The sequence below is a fragment of the Sphingobacterium athyrii genome (assembly GCF_003071065.1).
Lineage (GTDB): Bacteria > Bacteroidota > Bacteroidia > Sphingobacteriales > Sphingobacteriaceae > Sphingobacterium > Sphingobacterium athyrii.
On record NZ_QCXX01000001.1, the window covers coordinates 747,881 to 762,272 of the forward strand.

At 39.5% G+C, this 14,392-nt stretch carries 16 protein-coding genes; 11 read left to right on the forward strand and 5 right to left on the reverse strand.

Annotated features, from left to right (window positions below):
- The first annotated feature begins 78 nt into the window (after positions 1-78).
- From DCO56_RS03400 to purH, 4 genes are all read left to right on the forward strand, one after another.
- Positions 79-834, forward strand: coding sequence for a hypothetical protein (locus DCO56_RS03400; RefSeq protein WP_108632323.1), 756 nt, complete (start codon positions 79-81; stop codon positions 832-834).
- Between the two features lie 11 nt (positions 835-845).
- Positions 846-1,763 carry a LysM peptidoglycan-binding domain-containing protein gene (locus DCO56_RS03405; protein WP_108632324.1) on the forward strand — a complete coding sequence of 306 codons (918 nt, stop codon included), beginning with the start codon at positions 846-848 and terminating at the stop codon, positions 1,761-1,763.
- A 36-nt stretch (positions 1,764-1,799) separates the two neighbouring features.
- Entirely contained in the window at positions 1,800-2,438 is a 639-nt protein-coding gene (locus DCO56_RS03410; RefSeq protein ID WP_108632325.1) for a uridine kinase family protein, read from the forward strand.
- Between the two features lie 114 nt (positions 2,439-2,552).
- Complete coding sequence (purH, locus tag DCO56_RS03415; protein ID WP_108632326.1) at positions 2,553-4,079, forward strand: bifunctional phosphoribosylaminoimidazolecarboxamide formyltransferase/IMP cyclohydrolase; 1,527 nt, start codon at positions 2,553-2,555, stop codon at positions 4,077-4,079.
- 51 nt (positions 4,080-4,130) lie between these two features.
- On the opposite strand, the gene DCO56_RS03420 is transcribed toward purH, so the two are convergent.
- Entirely contained in the window at positions 4,131-4,502 is a 372-nt protein-coding gene (locus DCO56_RS03420) for a YkvA family protein (RefSeq protein ID WP_108632327.1), read from the reverse strand.
- 280 nt (positions 4,503-4,782) lie between these two features.
- Between DCO56_RS03420 and DCO56_RS03425 the strand changes: the two genes are divergently transcribed.
- Complete coding sequence (locus tag DCO56_RS03425) at positions 4,783-5,496, forward strand: DUF4397 domain-containing protein (RefSeq protein ID WP_108632328.1); 714 nt, start codon at positions 4,783-4,785, stop codon at positions 5,494-5,496.
- A 61-nt stretch (positions 5,497-5,557) separates the two neighbouring features.
- Here DCO56_RS03425 and DCO56_RS03430 read toward each other — a convergent pair whose 3' ends face one another.
- Complete coding sequence (locus DCO56_RS03430; RefSeq protein ID WP_108632329.1) at positions 5,558-5,863, reverse strand: FtsB family cell division protein; 306 nt, start codon at positions 5,861-5,863, stop codon at positions 5,558-5,560.
- 280 nt (positions 5,864-6,143) lie between these two features.
- Here DCO56_RS03430 and lpxB point away from each other — a divergent pair, with 280 nt between their 5' ends.
- A complete protein-coding gene (gene lpxB, locus DCO56_RS03435) occupies positions 6,144-7,259 on the forward strand; it encodes a lipid-A-disaccharide synthase (RefSeq protein ID WP_108632330.1) in 1,116 nt (371 codons plus the stop codon).
- A gap of 56 nt (positions 7,260-7,315) precedes the next feature.
- Positions 7,316-7,951: a hypothetical protein gene (locus DCO56_RS03440; protein WP_108632331.1), complete on the forward strand. Its 636-nt coding sequence runs from the start codon at positions 7,316-7,318 to the stop codon at positions 7,949-7,951.
- 77 nt (positions 7,952-8,028) lie between these two features.
- Here DCO56_RS03440 and DCO56_RS03445 read toward each other — a convergent pair whose 3' ends face one another.
- The 3 genes from DCO56_RS03445 to DCO56_RS03455 are packed head-to-tail and all read right to left on the reverse strand — an operon-like array spanning position 8,029 to position 11,109.
- Positions 8,029-9,108, reverse strand: coding sequence for a DUF3810 domain-containing protein (locus DCO56_RS03445; protein WP_108632332.1), 1,080 nt, complete (start codon positions 9,106-9,108; stop codon positions 8,029-8,031).
- Between the two features lie 6 nt (positions 9,109-9,114).
- Entirely contained in the window at positions 9,115-10,173 is a 1,059-nt protein-coding gene (locus tag DCO56_RS03450; RefSeq protein ID WP_108632333.1) for a nucleoid-associated protein, read from the reverse strand.
- A 9-nt stretch (positions 10,174-10,182) separates the two neighbouring features.
- Entirely contained in the window at positions 10,183-11,109 is a 927-nt protein-coding gene (locus tag DCO56_RS03455; protein WP_108632334.1) for a histone deacetylase family protein, read from the reverse strand.
- A 175-nt stretch (positions 11,110-11,284) separates the two neighbouring features.
- On the opposite strand from DCO56_RS03455, the gene DCO56_RS03460 reads away from it, so the two are divergent.
- From DCO56_RS03460 to DCO56_RS03475, 4 genes are all read left to right on the forward strand, one after another.
- A complete protein-coding gene (locus DCO56_RS03460) occupies positions 11,285-11,926 on the forward strand; it encodes a YceH family protein (protein WP_108632335.1) in 642 nt (213 codons plus the stop codon).
- Between the two features lie 3 nt (positions 11,927-11,929).
- Complete coding sequence (locus DCO56_RS03465) at positions 11,930-13,126, forward strand: MFS transporter (protein WP_108632336.1); 1,197 nt, start codon at positions 11,930-11,932, stop codon at positions 13,124-13,126.
- Complete coding sequence (locus tag DCO56_RS03470; RefSeq protein WP_108632337.1) at positions 13,123-14,010, forward strand: DUF72 domain-containing protein; 888 nt, start codon at positions 13,123-13,125, stop codon at positions 14,008-14,010. The genes DCO56_RS03465 and DCO56_RS03470 overlap by 4 nt, the downstream gene beginning before the upstream one ends.
- 121 nt (positions 14,011-14,131) lie before the next feature.
- Complete coding sequence (locus DCO56_RS03475; RefSeq protein WP_146190968.1) at positions 14,132-14,350, forward strand: hypothetical protein; 219 nt, start codon at positions 14,132-14,134, stop codon at positions 14,348-14,350.
- The last annotated feature ends 42 nt before the right edge of the window (positions 14,351-14,392 follow it).

Consider the following 14,392-nt stretch of genomic DNA (forward strand, 5'->3'; position numbering starts at 1 on the left):
ACGTTTTTTATTTATTACAATCCCGACAACCATAATTTAAAAGCTTTTAGTAAATTTGTCCTCTTGGTTGAAAATCACATGACGAATCAGACAATCTCAAAAGCATTCAATGCCGTATTTACCTATCCCATCTGGCGGATCGAAATCGATGCTGAAAGTAGATTGATTGCTGTGGAGACCAGGAATCCAGCAGACACACGCCCCTATTTCAATGTCATTACTTTCGAAGGAAACGATGTACTTCAAGACTTCCAGGCAATAAGCAAAGAGTGGGTGCTTGCAGGAATTCAATGTCAGAAGCTTATTTTAAAAAAGATCTCCAGTAATTCACCCATTGATGCAGGTGTACAGATCATTGACTGTTATCAGCCAAATCAGCAAGAAACCTGGTTTAATTATCTTTTTGTTGAAATGGTCAATGGAGGAATACTACTTCGTCCCAAAATGATCGAACAAGGAATGCAGTTGTTTTTAGATTTAAAAACAATGTCCATTGAAAACAAAAAAGAGGAATCATTTAAACCTTTTGACAACCAAATAGTCTACCCAGTAATTTACAATGGTCAAATTCCCCAATTTTTGACAGATTTCAGCGCCGATGGCGAAATTTGGATCAGTGCATTGGATGACTATTTTATTTGGGCTTTCTATGAAAAAAACACAGCTAATCACTATCAAATCCGGATAGTGCAATCAACAAAAGAGCGGTTAATTGACGCTGTAATTGCAGTCGATCAGTTACCATTAAAATTTTTCAACATCTATTTTCTTGTTAACAAACAAATATTCCTTTTGACAGACAATAAACGGGAGTTTGTTTCGTATTTAGTATAATTGCAAAATATATGAAACTATTATTCGAATTAAATACATATAAAAAGGTAGTCATTTTATCGATTTCAATGCTATCAATTCAACAAGTCGAAGCGAAAAATCGCACTTCATTACGTGTAAATGCTGTTCCCGACTCCGTCGGTACTGAGGTAATCAACGGCGAAGAATTTGTCCTTTTCAAGATCGAAAAAGGCGATAATTATTATCAGCTCAGCAAGAAGTACAAAACAACGGTAGGTCAGCTCACTCAGATAAATGGTAATGGCACATTAAGCCTCGGACAGATTGTTAAAGTCCCCACTGGACGAAAACCTGCTCCTCCAGTAAATAAAAACACAGGTAACACTGCACAGCAGAATCCGCGTAACCCACAACAGGGGTTCACAGAATATATTGTTGGTGAAAAAGAAACGTTATATGCCATATCCAAGAGGTTTAGTATTACTGTTGAAGATATCAAAAAAGCCAATAACCTCAAAAACAACATCATAAGCGGTGGAATGAAATTAATGATTCCGAATCAGCCACTGCCACCGGAAAGACCAAAATTGGTTGAACCTAAAGGAATCGAAATTATTGCGCCCGATTCCACAAACGATGACGATAAAGAAGAAAATCAAATTTCAACAAACCGTTACGGGATACGCGAAAAATCCGAGCGGGGGATTGGCGTATGGATTGATGGTTTGTCTACCCAAGGCACAAGCAACCTCGCACTCCACAAAAGTGCACCCGTCGGAACGATCTTAAAAATCACCAACCCGATGACAAAAAGCGTAACCTATGCGAAAGTCGTTGGAAAATTTAATGATAATGCCGAAAACCAAAATGCCATTGTAGTGTTATCAAAGTCCGCAGCGGCAAGTATTGGTGCACTGGATAAACGTTTTCAGGTAGAAATCGCCTACGGATTACCTTTAGAAAATTAATTAAAATAAAAATAGCTCCTGCAGCGCGAAACAAGAATGAATAACAAACCGTATGTCATAGGGATTGCCGGAAGTAGTGGTTCTGGAAAAACATTTTTTTTGAATAGTTTTTTGAAACATTTTAAAACCAATGAAGCTACCTTGATTTCTCAAGATGACTATTATATCCCTGCCAATACAAAGACACAAGAGGAAAATAGACTCTATAATTTTGATATCCCAACATCCATAGACAGAGAAGCTTTCTATACCGATATCAAAGCACTTTTTAATGGAGAGACGATTTATAAAGAAGAGTATACCTTTAATAATCCTTCGCTAACTCCAAAAATATTAGAGATCAAGCCAGCCCCCATACTGATTATCGAAGGGTTATTCATTTTCTACTATACAGAAATCAACGCGCTTATTAACCACAAGATCTTCCTGAGTGCAGATCAGGATATCGCCCTCCGCAGAAGGCTACATCGTGATTTGGTCGAACGTGGTTATTTTGAAGATGATGTCATGTACAAATGGGTAAACCATGTGCTTCCTTCATATAACGAGTATTTATTGCCATTTCAGGATTCTTGTGATCAAGTTATATTTAACAATACTGACGAACCTGAACCGATTTGGGACATTACCAATCAGATTTCTGAAGAATTGAAAGCGAAACTCAATTTAGTATAATACACTAAAGACGGGCGTATGAGGACATACGCCCGTCTTTATTTAAAAGTGCTTGATTTATTGACATCAAGACTTTAAATTCTTATCTTTGCGCCACGAAACAAATCCATCATAATGAACCATCCTGTAAAGATTAAAAATACTTTGGTTTCAGTCTATTATAAAGACGGCCTAGCTCCTTTAGTTGAATTATTAAACAAATACGGTGTTACATTCTATTCCACTGGAGGGACAGAAACATTTATCAAAGATTTAGGTATACCTGTCGTTCCTGTTGAAGACTTGACAAGCTATCCTTCGATTTTAGGAGGCCGTGTTAAGACCTTGCACCCAAAAGTTTTCGGAGGAATTTTGGCACGCCGTCCGCTTGAATCGGACCAACAGCAACTTGCTCAGTATGAAATACCAGAGATCGATTTAGTTATCGTGGATTTGTATCCATTTGAAGAAACTGTTGCATCCGGAGCTGCTGAACAAGATATCATCGAAAAAATTGACATTGGTGGAATCTCATTAATTCGTGCTGCAGCGAAAAACTTTAATGACGTTGTGATTATCTCTTCTAAAAATGACTACAAAGAACTTGAAGAGATGCTAGCGAATCAAGAAGGCAATACTTCTTTGGAGCAACGTAAAGAATTTGCAAAACGTGCTTTCAACACATCATCTCATTATGACACTGCAATCTTCAATTATTTCAACCAAGAAAACCCAATTGAAGTATTTAAACAATCCGAACAAAAAGCTCAAGTATTGAGATATGGTGAAAACCCGCATCAAAAAGGTATTTTCTTTGGTGACTTGGACAACATGTTCGACAAATTAAATGGAAAAGAGCTTTCTTACAACAATCTTGTTGACGTGGATGCTGCCGTTGCTTTAATTGACGAATTTCAGGAACCTACATTTGCTATCCTAAAACACACAAACGCTTGTGGTGTGGCCTCTCGCCCAACAATCAAACAAGCATGGATCGATGCTTTGGCATGTGATCCTGTTTCAGCATTCGGCGGGGTTTTGATTACTAACGGTGAAGTGGATGGCGCAACAGCAACGGAGATCAATAATTTGTTCTTCGAGGTCTTAATCGCACCTGCTTATTCGGAGGAAGCAATTGCTATCCTTACGGCCAAGAAAAATAGAATTATCCTAGTGCGTAAAGATGTAAAATTACCTGCTCAACAATTCAAAACTTTATTGAATGGTGTCATTCTTCAAGATAAGGATAACACAATTGAAGCGCCTGAGCAAATGGTCGCCGTAACCACAGTAAAACCTACAGCTGAACAACTGGAAGATTTATATTTTGCCAATAAAATTGTAAAACATACTAAATCAAATACCATTGTTTTTGCCAAAAATGGCACCTTGTTAGCATCAGGTGTTGGGCAAACATCACGGGTTGATGCCTTAAAGCAAGCAATTGAAAAAGCAGTTTCATTTGGTTTTGACCTACAAGGTTGTTCAATGGCATCAGATGCTTTCTTTCCTTTCCCAGATTGTGTAGAGATCGCTTCAAATGCAGGTATTGCAGCCGTTTTGCAGCCAGGCGGTTCCATCAAAGATCAATTATCCATTGATATGGCCAATGAAAAAGGCATTGCAATGGTAACTACTGGTGTAAGACATTTCAAACATTAAGAATAGTCTTACTACTTCATAAAAAAAGCTACTTTTAAAAAGTAGCTTTTTTTATTTGTTGGCCTGCCAGCCCAGTCGTTCTAATTTATATCGTTCTATTTCTTCTGAAAGCTTCCGGATTGCATAGGCAACAATAGCAACATCATCTAACCAACCACCTACGGCAATAAAATCCGGAATTGCATCTACCGGGGAAACCACATAAATAATAGTCCCGATAATAATGGATAGATTCCAGCTGTTCATTTTAAACTTACCAGTAATTGCATCCTTGCACATGGCGATCAGTAATTTAAAATCGCCAACATAGCTTCCTAGATTTTTTGCCTTAGATTCCGCCTGTGACAACTCCGCTTCCGTAATTTTACGATGTCTAAAGCGCTCAAACATACCTGTTGCAATCTTTTTGATTCTACCGTTCATAACTCAAAATTATCAATATTTTTTAATTAACAAAGCCTGTGCCTTTTTTAAATGAAAGCACAAACGCGGACCAAAGTCCACTCAAATACCAACTATATTCGACAGCGCTTTGGGAATGGTTGCTGAGAAAAATATCTTCGGAGATAGCCATTATATTAAAATAAACCCCAATTTTATTATTTTTACAGCTAACTGTAGCAAAGTGTATGTCACCACCGTATAATAGACAACACAAGCGCAATGTGTTTACACAAAAAATAGATTTTAATATTACACGGTTATGAAAAACTATAGATTATTTAATTTTATTGCCATCGCTTTAGCAACATTCTTACTATCCAGCTGTTTGAAAGATGACGATGACCAACGAATTCCAGCGGCTCTCTTTACAATGGTCAATGGCTACAGTGACGCTAATGCAGTCATCTATTACGCCGATGGGGGCCCTTTACAAAATCCCAATTATCCCATGGAATTTAAAAGCTATAGACCTATAGTTGGCCTATTCACCGGAGCAAGAAAAATAGCCGTTTCTGCGGAATATAACAATATCCTTGTTGACACAACAGTTACGATCAAAGACAGCACGATATACACCTCATTTGTTTACGGTACCAAAGAGAAGCCTGTTCAGGTAATTACAACAGATAAAATTAACAAGGAAATCAAAAACACGGAATCCGGTTTACGTTTCTTTAATCTTGCGGAGGGAACAGATCAGGTATCCCTTCAGATTGGCAGTCAGACTTCTCCAACAGAATGGACGAATAGGGCGAAAGAAACACAAAATTCAGCTACTGCCCACCAAGGATTCATCGCGCAAAAAAGTGGCACTTTTGATGTCATTGCCAAAGATAAAGCCGGAAAAACAATTGCAACACGCAAAGATATCAAACTGGTAGAAAATTACTATTATTCATTGATATTGATCGGTAAGGCAAATGACGAGAAAAAGCCTTTGTACCTAGGCTTGGTAGCTCAAGCTGCAAATTAAAAATACCCCGTTTTCTATATACAAAAAAAGACCATCGTATTTCTATGATGGTCTTTCTTATTTAAGGCTTTTCTTGGGGAGCGACTTTAGATACGACGTAGATATCTTCATTCTCCTTTTTCATTTTATATTTCTCCCTGGCAATACGCTGCACTTCCTGTGGGTTGGACCGGATATCGTTAATCGTCTTTATAATGGCTGCATTCTCTTTCAGGTAAAAAGAGCGTTCGGTTTCCAAATTAGCTTTTTGCTTTTGGTAGCTGTATTGCGTAGCAAAATCATTTCTATCAAAAAATAACATCCACACCAAAAAAGCCAAAGTGGCTAATAAATACTTATTTCTTATTAAAGACCATAATCGTTGCATAGGACAAAAATACTATTTAGCTTTCAGACTACCGATATTTTCTTCCGAAGTTAAACATCGTTAATTAAAGATATGGAATAATGCCCTCAAATTCATCATATCTTTAGAATAATATTATCTTTAACAAGTCAAAACAACATGCTATTAAATAGCCCGAATGGAAGGCATAAATACTGGTAAAAAAATACTGTTTCTTCCATATAGGCATTAAATAACAAACCGGGTGCAATGGATTCATTTTTACCGATGAAAAACTGCGCCAATACATAATCACTTTTCTATGAAATACTATCTTATTGCAGGTGAAACATCAGGCGACCTACATGGTGCCAATCTGATCAAAGCGCTTAAAAATGAAGATCCCGACGCGACCTTCAACATTGTAGGTGGAGATTTAATGCAGGAAGCGGCAGGAGAAAAAGCATTGATACATACCTCAGCAATGGCTTTTATGGGTTTTGTGGAAGTTTTGAAAAATCTGGGTAAGATATCCAAAAATTTGAAAGCGGTAAAAAGTGATCTTCTAAAAGAAATGCCCGATACAGTCATACTCATCGATTTTCCGGGTTTCAATCTGAAAATTGCTGAATTTGCAAAAAAACATGGGATCAAAACATGTTACTATATTTCACCAAAAGTATGGGCATGGAATCAGGGCCGCGTAAAAAAGATCAAAAAAATTGTTGATCACATGTTCTGTATCCTACCTTTTGAAGTGGATTTCTATAAAAAATGGCGTATGCCGGTCGATTACGTAGGCAATCCCCTATTAGATGCGATTTCAACGTATCCTTTTAATCCGAAATTCAGGGAAGAAAACGGTTTTACAGACAAACCGCTTATTGCCTTATTACCGGGCAGCCGGGAGATGGAGATCATTAAACTTCTGCCGATCATGGCCGAACTACCCTATTTTTTTCCTGTTCATCAGTTTGTCATTGCCGGTGCTCCAAATTTTGACGAATCTTATTACAAGCAATTTTTGAAGGGTATTGATATTCCCGTTCTTTTCAATCAAACTTATGATATCCTCAATAATGCGGAAGCTGCCGTAGTCACTAGCGGCACGGCAACCCTTGAAACAGGGATATTGAAAGTTCCACAGGTTGTGGTTTACAAAGCTAATCTGATATCTGTCTGGATAGCAAAGCTTGTGGTAAAAGTAAAGTTTATATCCCTGGTCAATCTGATTAATAATTTTCTGTCCGTACGCGAGCTTATTCAGGATGATTGTACAGCTTATGATATTTCCTATGAAGTGGGCGAACTCATAAACAATAAAGCGCATCGGGCGAGTGTGATGGAAAATTACGATATCCTGGCAGAGAAACTTGGCTCACCCGGCGCCTCAGAAAAAACAGCTAAGTTAATTGTAAAATATCTGGGTAAAAATTAAACTCTTTGGGCTTTCAATTGTCAAACTATTAATTAGTTACATATAATTAAAGCTTTATGAAATCGAAACTTATTTTAGGCTTTCTTTTTTGCTTCGCATTTACCTTTGTCGGTAAAGCGCAGGAGACACAGCATTTTTCTAAACTTGAAATTGGAAAAAAAGCCAAGAAAAATATTGACAGCAAAGATTCCACAGCCGTTATTCATATCGACACATTGATTATGAAGGATAACGCTACACTTTCCTTTTATGGAAAGAAAAATGTTAAAATCACCGTAGGTTATGCGGAAATAGGTAACAAGGCGACTTTCTATGGTACAGACGGGAAGAATAATGGCGCCAACTTTGATATCAATGCCAATTTTCAAAAACTAGGATCATTGTATATTATTGCGAAAGGTGATGATGCTTTTAATGGCACAAAAACATTTCCCAATGGAAATGGTGGTAAAGTCAAGGTTACCTTGGCTACGGGAAGTATAAAACCACAGACAACAGACAAGAAGTCACCAAATTACATCTATGCAGATGTCGTAGCGGGTGGTAGGGCTGTCAATGCAAACACAGACCTAAGAAACATTTATGACCGCATTAAAACTGCGCCTACAGGTCTCCGGGGATTGCCACAGGGACAGATTTACTCTGGTAGTGCAGGCACGGAAGGTTCCTTTGAACTGATTTCGACTCAATAGGACAAGCGAAATGTATATAAAAAACAGCATCTTTAAGGCTGATGCTGTTTTTTTAGTTATTCATTTTTAGATAAACTTCAATGACAACCTCTCTTTTTGAGTTCATAAGCGAGCACCAATCTCGTCATGCGATCATATCTTGCAATTCCCTCTTTTTGATTGTTATGTGTTAAGTATTGGTTGTAAAACAGCCCCATCAAGTCGTTAATCCAGCCCGTATAATTGCTCCAAAATAAACGCTCCGCCGCCACATCTTCCAGTACTGGCTTACTCAATTTGATTTGATACACTTTAGAAAGCTCCGGGTACATGCCACGAAGTTCGCCAAGCATATAAAGCGTTGTCTGCAAATACGCTGAGTAACGATAAAAAGCCTGTGGATGATGCTGTAAGCGAACAAAAGCGATAAAATTGGCTTCATCCTCAAAACCTACCCCCTGTTGATGGGCAAGCTCATGCACATACGTAAACGGAAAAGATAGGGCTGGCATAGCATAATTGACCTGCGCTTCATGTGTGAACGGATTAAAATAGCCCGAAACACCAAAATAAGAAACGATCCTGCTATTTAATGGAGATTTGGCGTTGATCTGACTGCCAGACAAAAAAGAAGAAAATGTAGTATCTTTTTTCACCCAGGTCGCCAGATCTTCCCGCATATGATCCTTCCTTTGGCCCCACAGTGCAGGGTCCACCTGTCCCCGTAAAGCATTTGTACTATCCAGGTATTCGTCAAGCACCATGAGGTAATCCGCCAGCCGCAAGCTATCGACCTTCAGCTGGGTATTTATGCTGATCGGCTTCCTGTAATAATTTAATCCCCAGGAGATATAAAAGAAAATATAGAGTCCAAACAACAGGTTTAGCAAAAATAAAAAAGCTCGGCCTGCATCGGTCCATTTTCTATGCCATACTTTTCGGATGAGATTGGCCAGCCGATAAAATAAAAAAATAAGCGCGAAAGTATAAAAAATATCCCCCACACTAAAAGGAATATAGCCAAAAATATACTTCGGAATATAGCCGTAAAACCTGTAAAATCCCTGCGCATAAAAAGCTTCGATCCATGAACTATTGCTTTCGATCAGCGATAAGAAGAATAGCAGCCCAATGAATAATACCAAAGTAAGAATAGCAATTTTGTTACGCTTTACCATAAATCATCAACTTTCGTTTTCGAAATAGACCTTATAATAGTTCATCCCTTTATCTTCATCAAATCCTTTTTCAAGATATTCCCGTTTTCCATGCACGTAGATATGAAAGTTCTTATCCAATTTCAGCACGGACTTGTAAGAAGATTCCATCTTTTTGACCGCCTTGTCTGCTATTTCAAAACTCGACTGGAAGGGTGAATCAAATTCATCTTCAAACCCTGCTTTATAATCCTGGAACAGGGCGATAGCCTGGGGATTACCCAATACCTCCTCCTCAAATTCCTCCTGAACAAAAGTTTCCTTTTCCTTAAAGTAGTTCATTGACTTGTTCATCAGATCGATCTTATCGGCTTTCTCAAGTTCAAATGTTTCATCGAGTTTCTCCTGAACAAAATTCTTATAGACCTTCAGGTAATTTCCGGTCTGATTAAAATTGTCATTGCGCACGCGCAGTTTCAGAAACTCATCTTTCCAATAAACGGCTTCCTGCTGTCTATTGGTTTGATCCAGCACAAGAACCTTATAACCTTCTTCTTCCTCCACATTGATAATGATACAGCCTTTGTCCAACTTATTGATATTAATCGCTTCCTGTTCATATTCTAAGGTGAACGCACCTTGTTCAGGATATACTTTTAGGTAAGTCTCTTTGTTTTCCGATTTAAATATGCCGATCGCGTCGTGTTCCTCGCCTTCAATCTGTACATTTTTTATCGCTACCACATACACCTCTCCTGCTTTAATCTTGGGGTGGCTGGATACCTCATACAGATGCTTCGAAATCTGCTGGGAAAAATCATGAAAGGGTAACTGCTCTTTAAAGTACTGGCGAACAAAATAGAATACCTCGTTCAGGTCCAGCTCATCATTGGGATGATATAGACGATATACTTCGTTCACTTTAGCAAAGGGACTCATAAAATACTGCATCAAAAGTCCAGGTAATACTTCATCGCCCTCGAGGGATACAGGGGCGTCTGACAGGATATAAAACTCGTCCTGTGCTTTGTTTCCTACACGGTGTATGGATAATGCTTCAAAAGTTGCGTCTTGGTGAAAAAACATATTCTTATTTTATAAATGATATAAATCTATTGCTATTTTAAATGTTTGGCAATGTGCATTGACAATATCTTTGATCCGGGGCGAATACCCCCCGCCCATACTTACCTGAACAGGAATATGCAGCTGATGACATAAGCCCAGTACGAGTTCATCCCTTCGTGCACAGGTCGCTGGACTTAAATTCAATCTGCCTAGTTTATCTGTTGCTAAGATATCCACACCTGCCTGATAAAAAACAAAATCAGGCCGGATACGATCAAATAATTCCAGCAGATTTTTATTCAGGATCTCCAAATATTCTTTATCAGTTATATTTTCAGCGAGTCCAATATCCAAGTGTGAACGCTGCTTGATAAAGGGATAATTTTTCTCGCCGTGCATCGAGAAGGTAAACACCTGTTGGTGCCCTTCAAAGATATCTGCCGTTCCGTTTCCCTGATGGACATCCAGATCAATAATAAGGATTCGATCTGCCCGGTTATGTTGCAATAAATAACCTGCAGCAGTAGCTTGGTCGTTCAGCAGGCAAAAACCTTCACCAAAATCATAACCCGCGTGGTGTGTTCCACCTGCAACCGTAAAAGCCACTCCATATTTTAAGGCATAACAGGCAGCCTGAATGGTCCCATCCAAAATGTAGCGTTCACGGTCTACCAAGCGCTTACTTAAGGGGAATCCGATCCGGCGCACCATTTTTGGATCCAGGGTCAAATCGAACAGTTTTGCCACATAGGCCGGATCATGTACCAGACAACAGGTCTCAAAACTTGCCAGTTCAGGTCTGAAAAAATTAGTTTCATTGGCCAATCCTTCATGCTTTAACTGCAGCGGGATCAACTCATACTTTAACATCGGAAAACGATGTCCTTCTTTGACCGGATGGATAAATTCGGGATGAAAAGCTATCTTGAGCACTTTAAATCTTATTTTATTCATGCGAAGATAAGAAAAACTAAAGCAATCCCATTTTATCCAACAATATCAATCAGATATTTTGGAGTTGTATGGGAAAAAGGGCATCTTTGGATAAGAACAAAACCTTAAGTTGATGTCGGGCACCGTTTGGCATTAAACTTATAATTCGATCATAAATAGATACATCAAAAATAACATGGAAACGACTAATCTGCCTCAATTGTCTGCAATGGAACAGCGTGTCCTAGGCTCTCTGATTGAAAAATCAAAGGTGACCCCTGAATATTATCCCATGACTATCAACAGCTTACAGGCTGCATGCAATCAAAAAACTTCCCGCAAGCCTGTAGTTCAATATAGCGAAGAAGACATCGTCAATACACTGGACATCCTGAAAAAGAGAGGATTGATTTCAACCGTCATCGGTGGTGGATCCAGGGTAACCAAGTATAAACACAATTTTGCCATACAATTTCCGCTAGTACCATCCGAACTGGCTATCATTTGCCTATTGCTGCTGCGCGGACCGCTAACGGCGGGTGAAATTAATTCAAGCGCCGGTAGGCTCTACGAATTCGAATCATTGAGTGAAATTACTGAACAATTGGAAAAGCTGTCGCAAGGAGGGTACCTGAAATCCCTTCCAAAACAAGCCGGTCATAAAGAGGTGCGGTATATTCACCTGCTTGGCGAGGTAAATCTGGAAGCTTTTGAACATGCCAGCAGTTCACATGCCACTGTCGCAGATCAGGCGCTCTTGGAACGTGTTGGACAACTCGAACAGGAGGTCGCTGCCTTAAAGCAAAAATTTCAGGATTTGTGGGACGAACTACATTAATCAATGACGAATACAACTGATTCCAAAACAGAATTATCTCAGGCAACCTTATGGCTGATGACCATCGCCACTGGCTTGGTTGTTGCCAACAACTATTACAATCAGCCATTATTGGGACTGATTGCAAAGGATCTGGATGTTGGTGAAGCTACCGTAAGTAATTCGGCCATGCTGACACAAATCGGCTATGCCTGCGGCCTATTGTTGATTGTCCCATTGGGGGATATGTTCAAAAGAAAGAAAATGATCTTGATTGATTTTATCTTTATTATTCTTTCTTTGGCCGGAATGGCCCTCTCCCATTCCATTGTTTCTATCCTAATCTTCAGCTTTTTGATCGGTTTTACATCGGTGATACCACAAGTTTTTGTACCAATGGCGGCAGAGCTTGCCTCAAAGGAGAAACAAGCCGCTGCGATAGGCATGGTGATGTCCGGATTATTGATCGGCATCTTATTATCGCGTGTGGTCAGTGGTTTTGTCGGCTCTTACTTTGGGTGGCGCGAAATGTACTGGATCGCTACTGGGGTCATGGTGGTCACGGCATTGACTATCGCCGTTAAGCTTCCTGAGGTAGCTCCGAACTTTAAGGGTGCCTATAAAGAATTGATGCTTTCCGTATGGAACTTCGCCAGAAAACAACCGGTACTACAACTTGCCGCATTTCGCGGAGCCATGGGATTTGGTGCATTTTCGGCCTTCTTTACGACGTTGGTTTTCCACATCGAAGGTCCGCCATTTTTTGACGGACCGGCTACCGCCGGAGCATTTGGCCTTGTCGGCGCCTGCGGCGCTCTTGCTGCAGCTTTTGTCAATCGGGCGACCGTATTCATAGGTACCGCTAAAATTATCCTGTATGCTATCTTATTAATGGTATTTAGCTGGCTGCTCTTTGCGTTATTCGGAAATTACTATTGGGGGTTAATCATTGGAGTTATTCTTATTGATCTTGGACTGCAATCCATGCATATCCTAAACCAAAGTGATTTTTACGCGCTGAACCTCGGCGCCAACAACCGCCTGAACACTGTATATATGGTCAGCTATTTTATTGGCGGTTCAACAGGCACCTTTTTTGCAGCACAGGCATGGCAACACTTCCAATGGCCCGGTGTAATAGCCGTTGGAACCATGTATACACTATTGGCATTGCTCGCACATGTATTATTTGATCATAAATTAAGAAAAAAAACAATATGAAATTTGGCCAAGTAGATCATCCCGAAGAGGTAGATTTCACCCTACCACCTACTCCAAAAGAGACCTTAACCCTTTTGCAGCATTTCAAAAACGACGAACCATTTGAAGTGTATGTTGGCTGCGCAAAATGGAACAAACAAGATTTAAAGGGCTTTTATCCAAAGGGGACGAAAGACGAACTTGTCTACTATGCAAATCAGTTTAACAGTATCGAACTGAATGCGACATTTTACAGCTCACCCAGCCGAGAGCAGGTAGAAACCTGGAAACAGAAAACACCGGCAGACTTTAAGTTCTTCCCAAAAGTCCCACAGTCCATCAGTCATTTCAGCCGATTGCTGAATGCAACGGATAAGGTCAAACTATTTACAGATGCCGTTGTCCAATTTGACGAAAAGTTAGGCATGGTATTTCTGCAGATGCATGACAACTACAATCCAAAAGATATGGCCCGTTTAAAACTATTCTTACACGACTGGCCGAAGGATGTCCCATTAGCATTGGAAGTCCGAAATAAAGACTGGTTTTCAAAACCTGAAGTAACAAAAGAACTCTATACGTTATTGGAGGAGACCGGCGTGACCAATGTATTGGTAGATACGGCCGGAAGAAGAGACATGCTTCATATGCGCCTCACCAGCCCGGTCGCTTTTGTGAGGTATGTGGGCGCCAATCATCCCTCGGATTACGAACGCTTGGACAATTGGATAGAAGTGCTAAAACTTTGGCGGGATAATGGATTACAGAAACTGTACTTTTTTATCCATCAGAATGTCGAGATTGAATCGCCGTTGCTTGCGACTCATTTTATCAAAAAAATCAATGAAACATTTGATCTCAATCTCAAATACCCGAATAAAGCAACAGGAAATACCTTATTTTAATTTTATATCTATGGCAAAAATATTTGCAGCATTCTCATTTATCTTACTGGTCTTCTTATCATGCGGTGCCCAACGAGCTATAATGGAAACAGACTCAAACATAAAAAAAATAAAGCTGGGTATGAGCAAACAAGAAGTGATCAATACCATGGGAAAGCAATATAGAGTCGCTGGCGCAGACCGTCTGAATGACGACTCGGTAATGGAATTGATAACCTATGAAAATGCATATAATGAAGAATATCAGCTGTGGTTCAAAAATGAGGTACTCATGAAATGGAACAGAATACATAAATACAATCATAGTCATGATCGAAGTAGAAGGGATACAATCCATTAAATTGTAATTCCTATTCTCCTTTCCAGGATAAAACTAAATTAA

Bases quoted from the DNA above. Each gene is read 5' to 3' on its own strand.
- DCO56_RS03430 (WP_108632329.1), bottom strand. From the start codon at position 5,863: ATGCAACGATTATGGTCTTTAATAAGAAATAAGTATTTATTAGCCACT.
- DCO56_RS03420 (WP_108632327.1), bottom strand. From the start codon at position 4,502: ATGAACGGTAGAATCAAAAAGATTGCAACAGGTATGTTTGAGCGCTTT.
- DCO56_RS03460 (WP_108632335.1), top strand. From the start codon at position 11,285: ATGGAAACGACTAATCTGCCTCAATTGTCTGCAATGGAACAGCGTGTC.
- DCO56_RS03455 (WP_108632334.1), bottom strand. From the start codon at position 11,109: ATGAATAAAATAAGATTTAAAGTGCTCAAGATAGCTTTTCATCCCGAA.
- DCO56_RS03450 (WP_108632333.1), bottom strand. From the start codon at position 10,173: ATGTTTTTTCACCAAGACGCAACTTTTGAAGCATTATCCATACACCGT.
- DCO56_RS03425 (WP_108632328.1), top strand. From the start codon at position 4,783: ATGAAAAACTATAGATTATTTAATTTTATTGCCATCGCTTTAGCAACA.
- DCO56_RS03405 (WP_108632324.1), top strand. From the start codon at position 846: ATGAAACTATTATTCGAATTAAATACATATAAAAAGGTAGTCATTTTA.
- lpxB (WP_108632330.1), top strand. From the start codon at position 6,144: ATGAAATACTATCTTATTGCAGGTGAAACATCAGGCGACCTACATGGT.
- DCO56_RS03465 (WP_108632336.1), top strand. From the start codon at position 11,930: ATGACGAATACAACTGATTCCAAAACAGAATTATCTCAGGCAACCTTA.
- DCO56_RS03445 (WP_108632332.1), bottom strand. From the start codon at position 9,108: ATGGTAAAGCGTAACAAAATTGCTATTCTTACTTTGGTATTATTCATT.
- DCO56_RS03470 (WP_108632337.1), top strand. From the start codon at position 13,123: ATGAAATTTGGCCAAGTAGATCATCCCGAAGAGGTAGATTTCACCCTA.
- DCO56_RS03440 (WP_108632331.1), top strand. From the start codon at position 7,316: ATGAAATCGAAACTTATTTTAGGCTTTCTTTTTTGCTTCGCATTTACC.
- purH (WP_108632326.1), top strand. From the start codon at position 2,553: ATGAACCATCCTGTAAAGATTAAAAATACTTTGGTTTCAGTCTATTAT.
- DCO56_RS03475 (WP_146190968.1), top strand. From the start codon at position 14,132: ATGAGCAAACAAGAAGTGATCAATACCATGGGAAAGCAATATAGAGTC.
- DCO56_RS03400 (WP_108632323.1), top strand. From the start codon at position 79: ATGACGAATCAGACAATCTCAAAAGCATTCAATGCCGTATTTACCTAT.
- DCO56_RS03410 (WP_108632325.1), top strand. From the start codon at position 1,800: ATGAATAACAAACCGTATGTCATAGGGATTGCCGGAAGTAGTGGTTCT.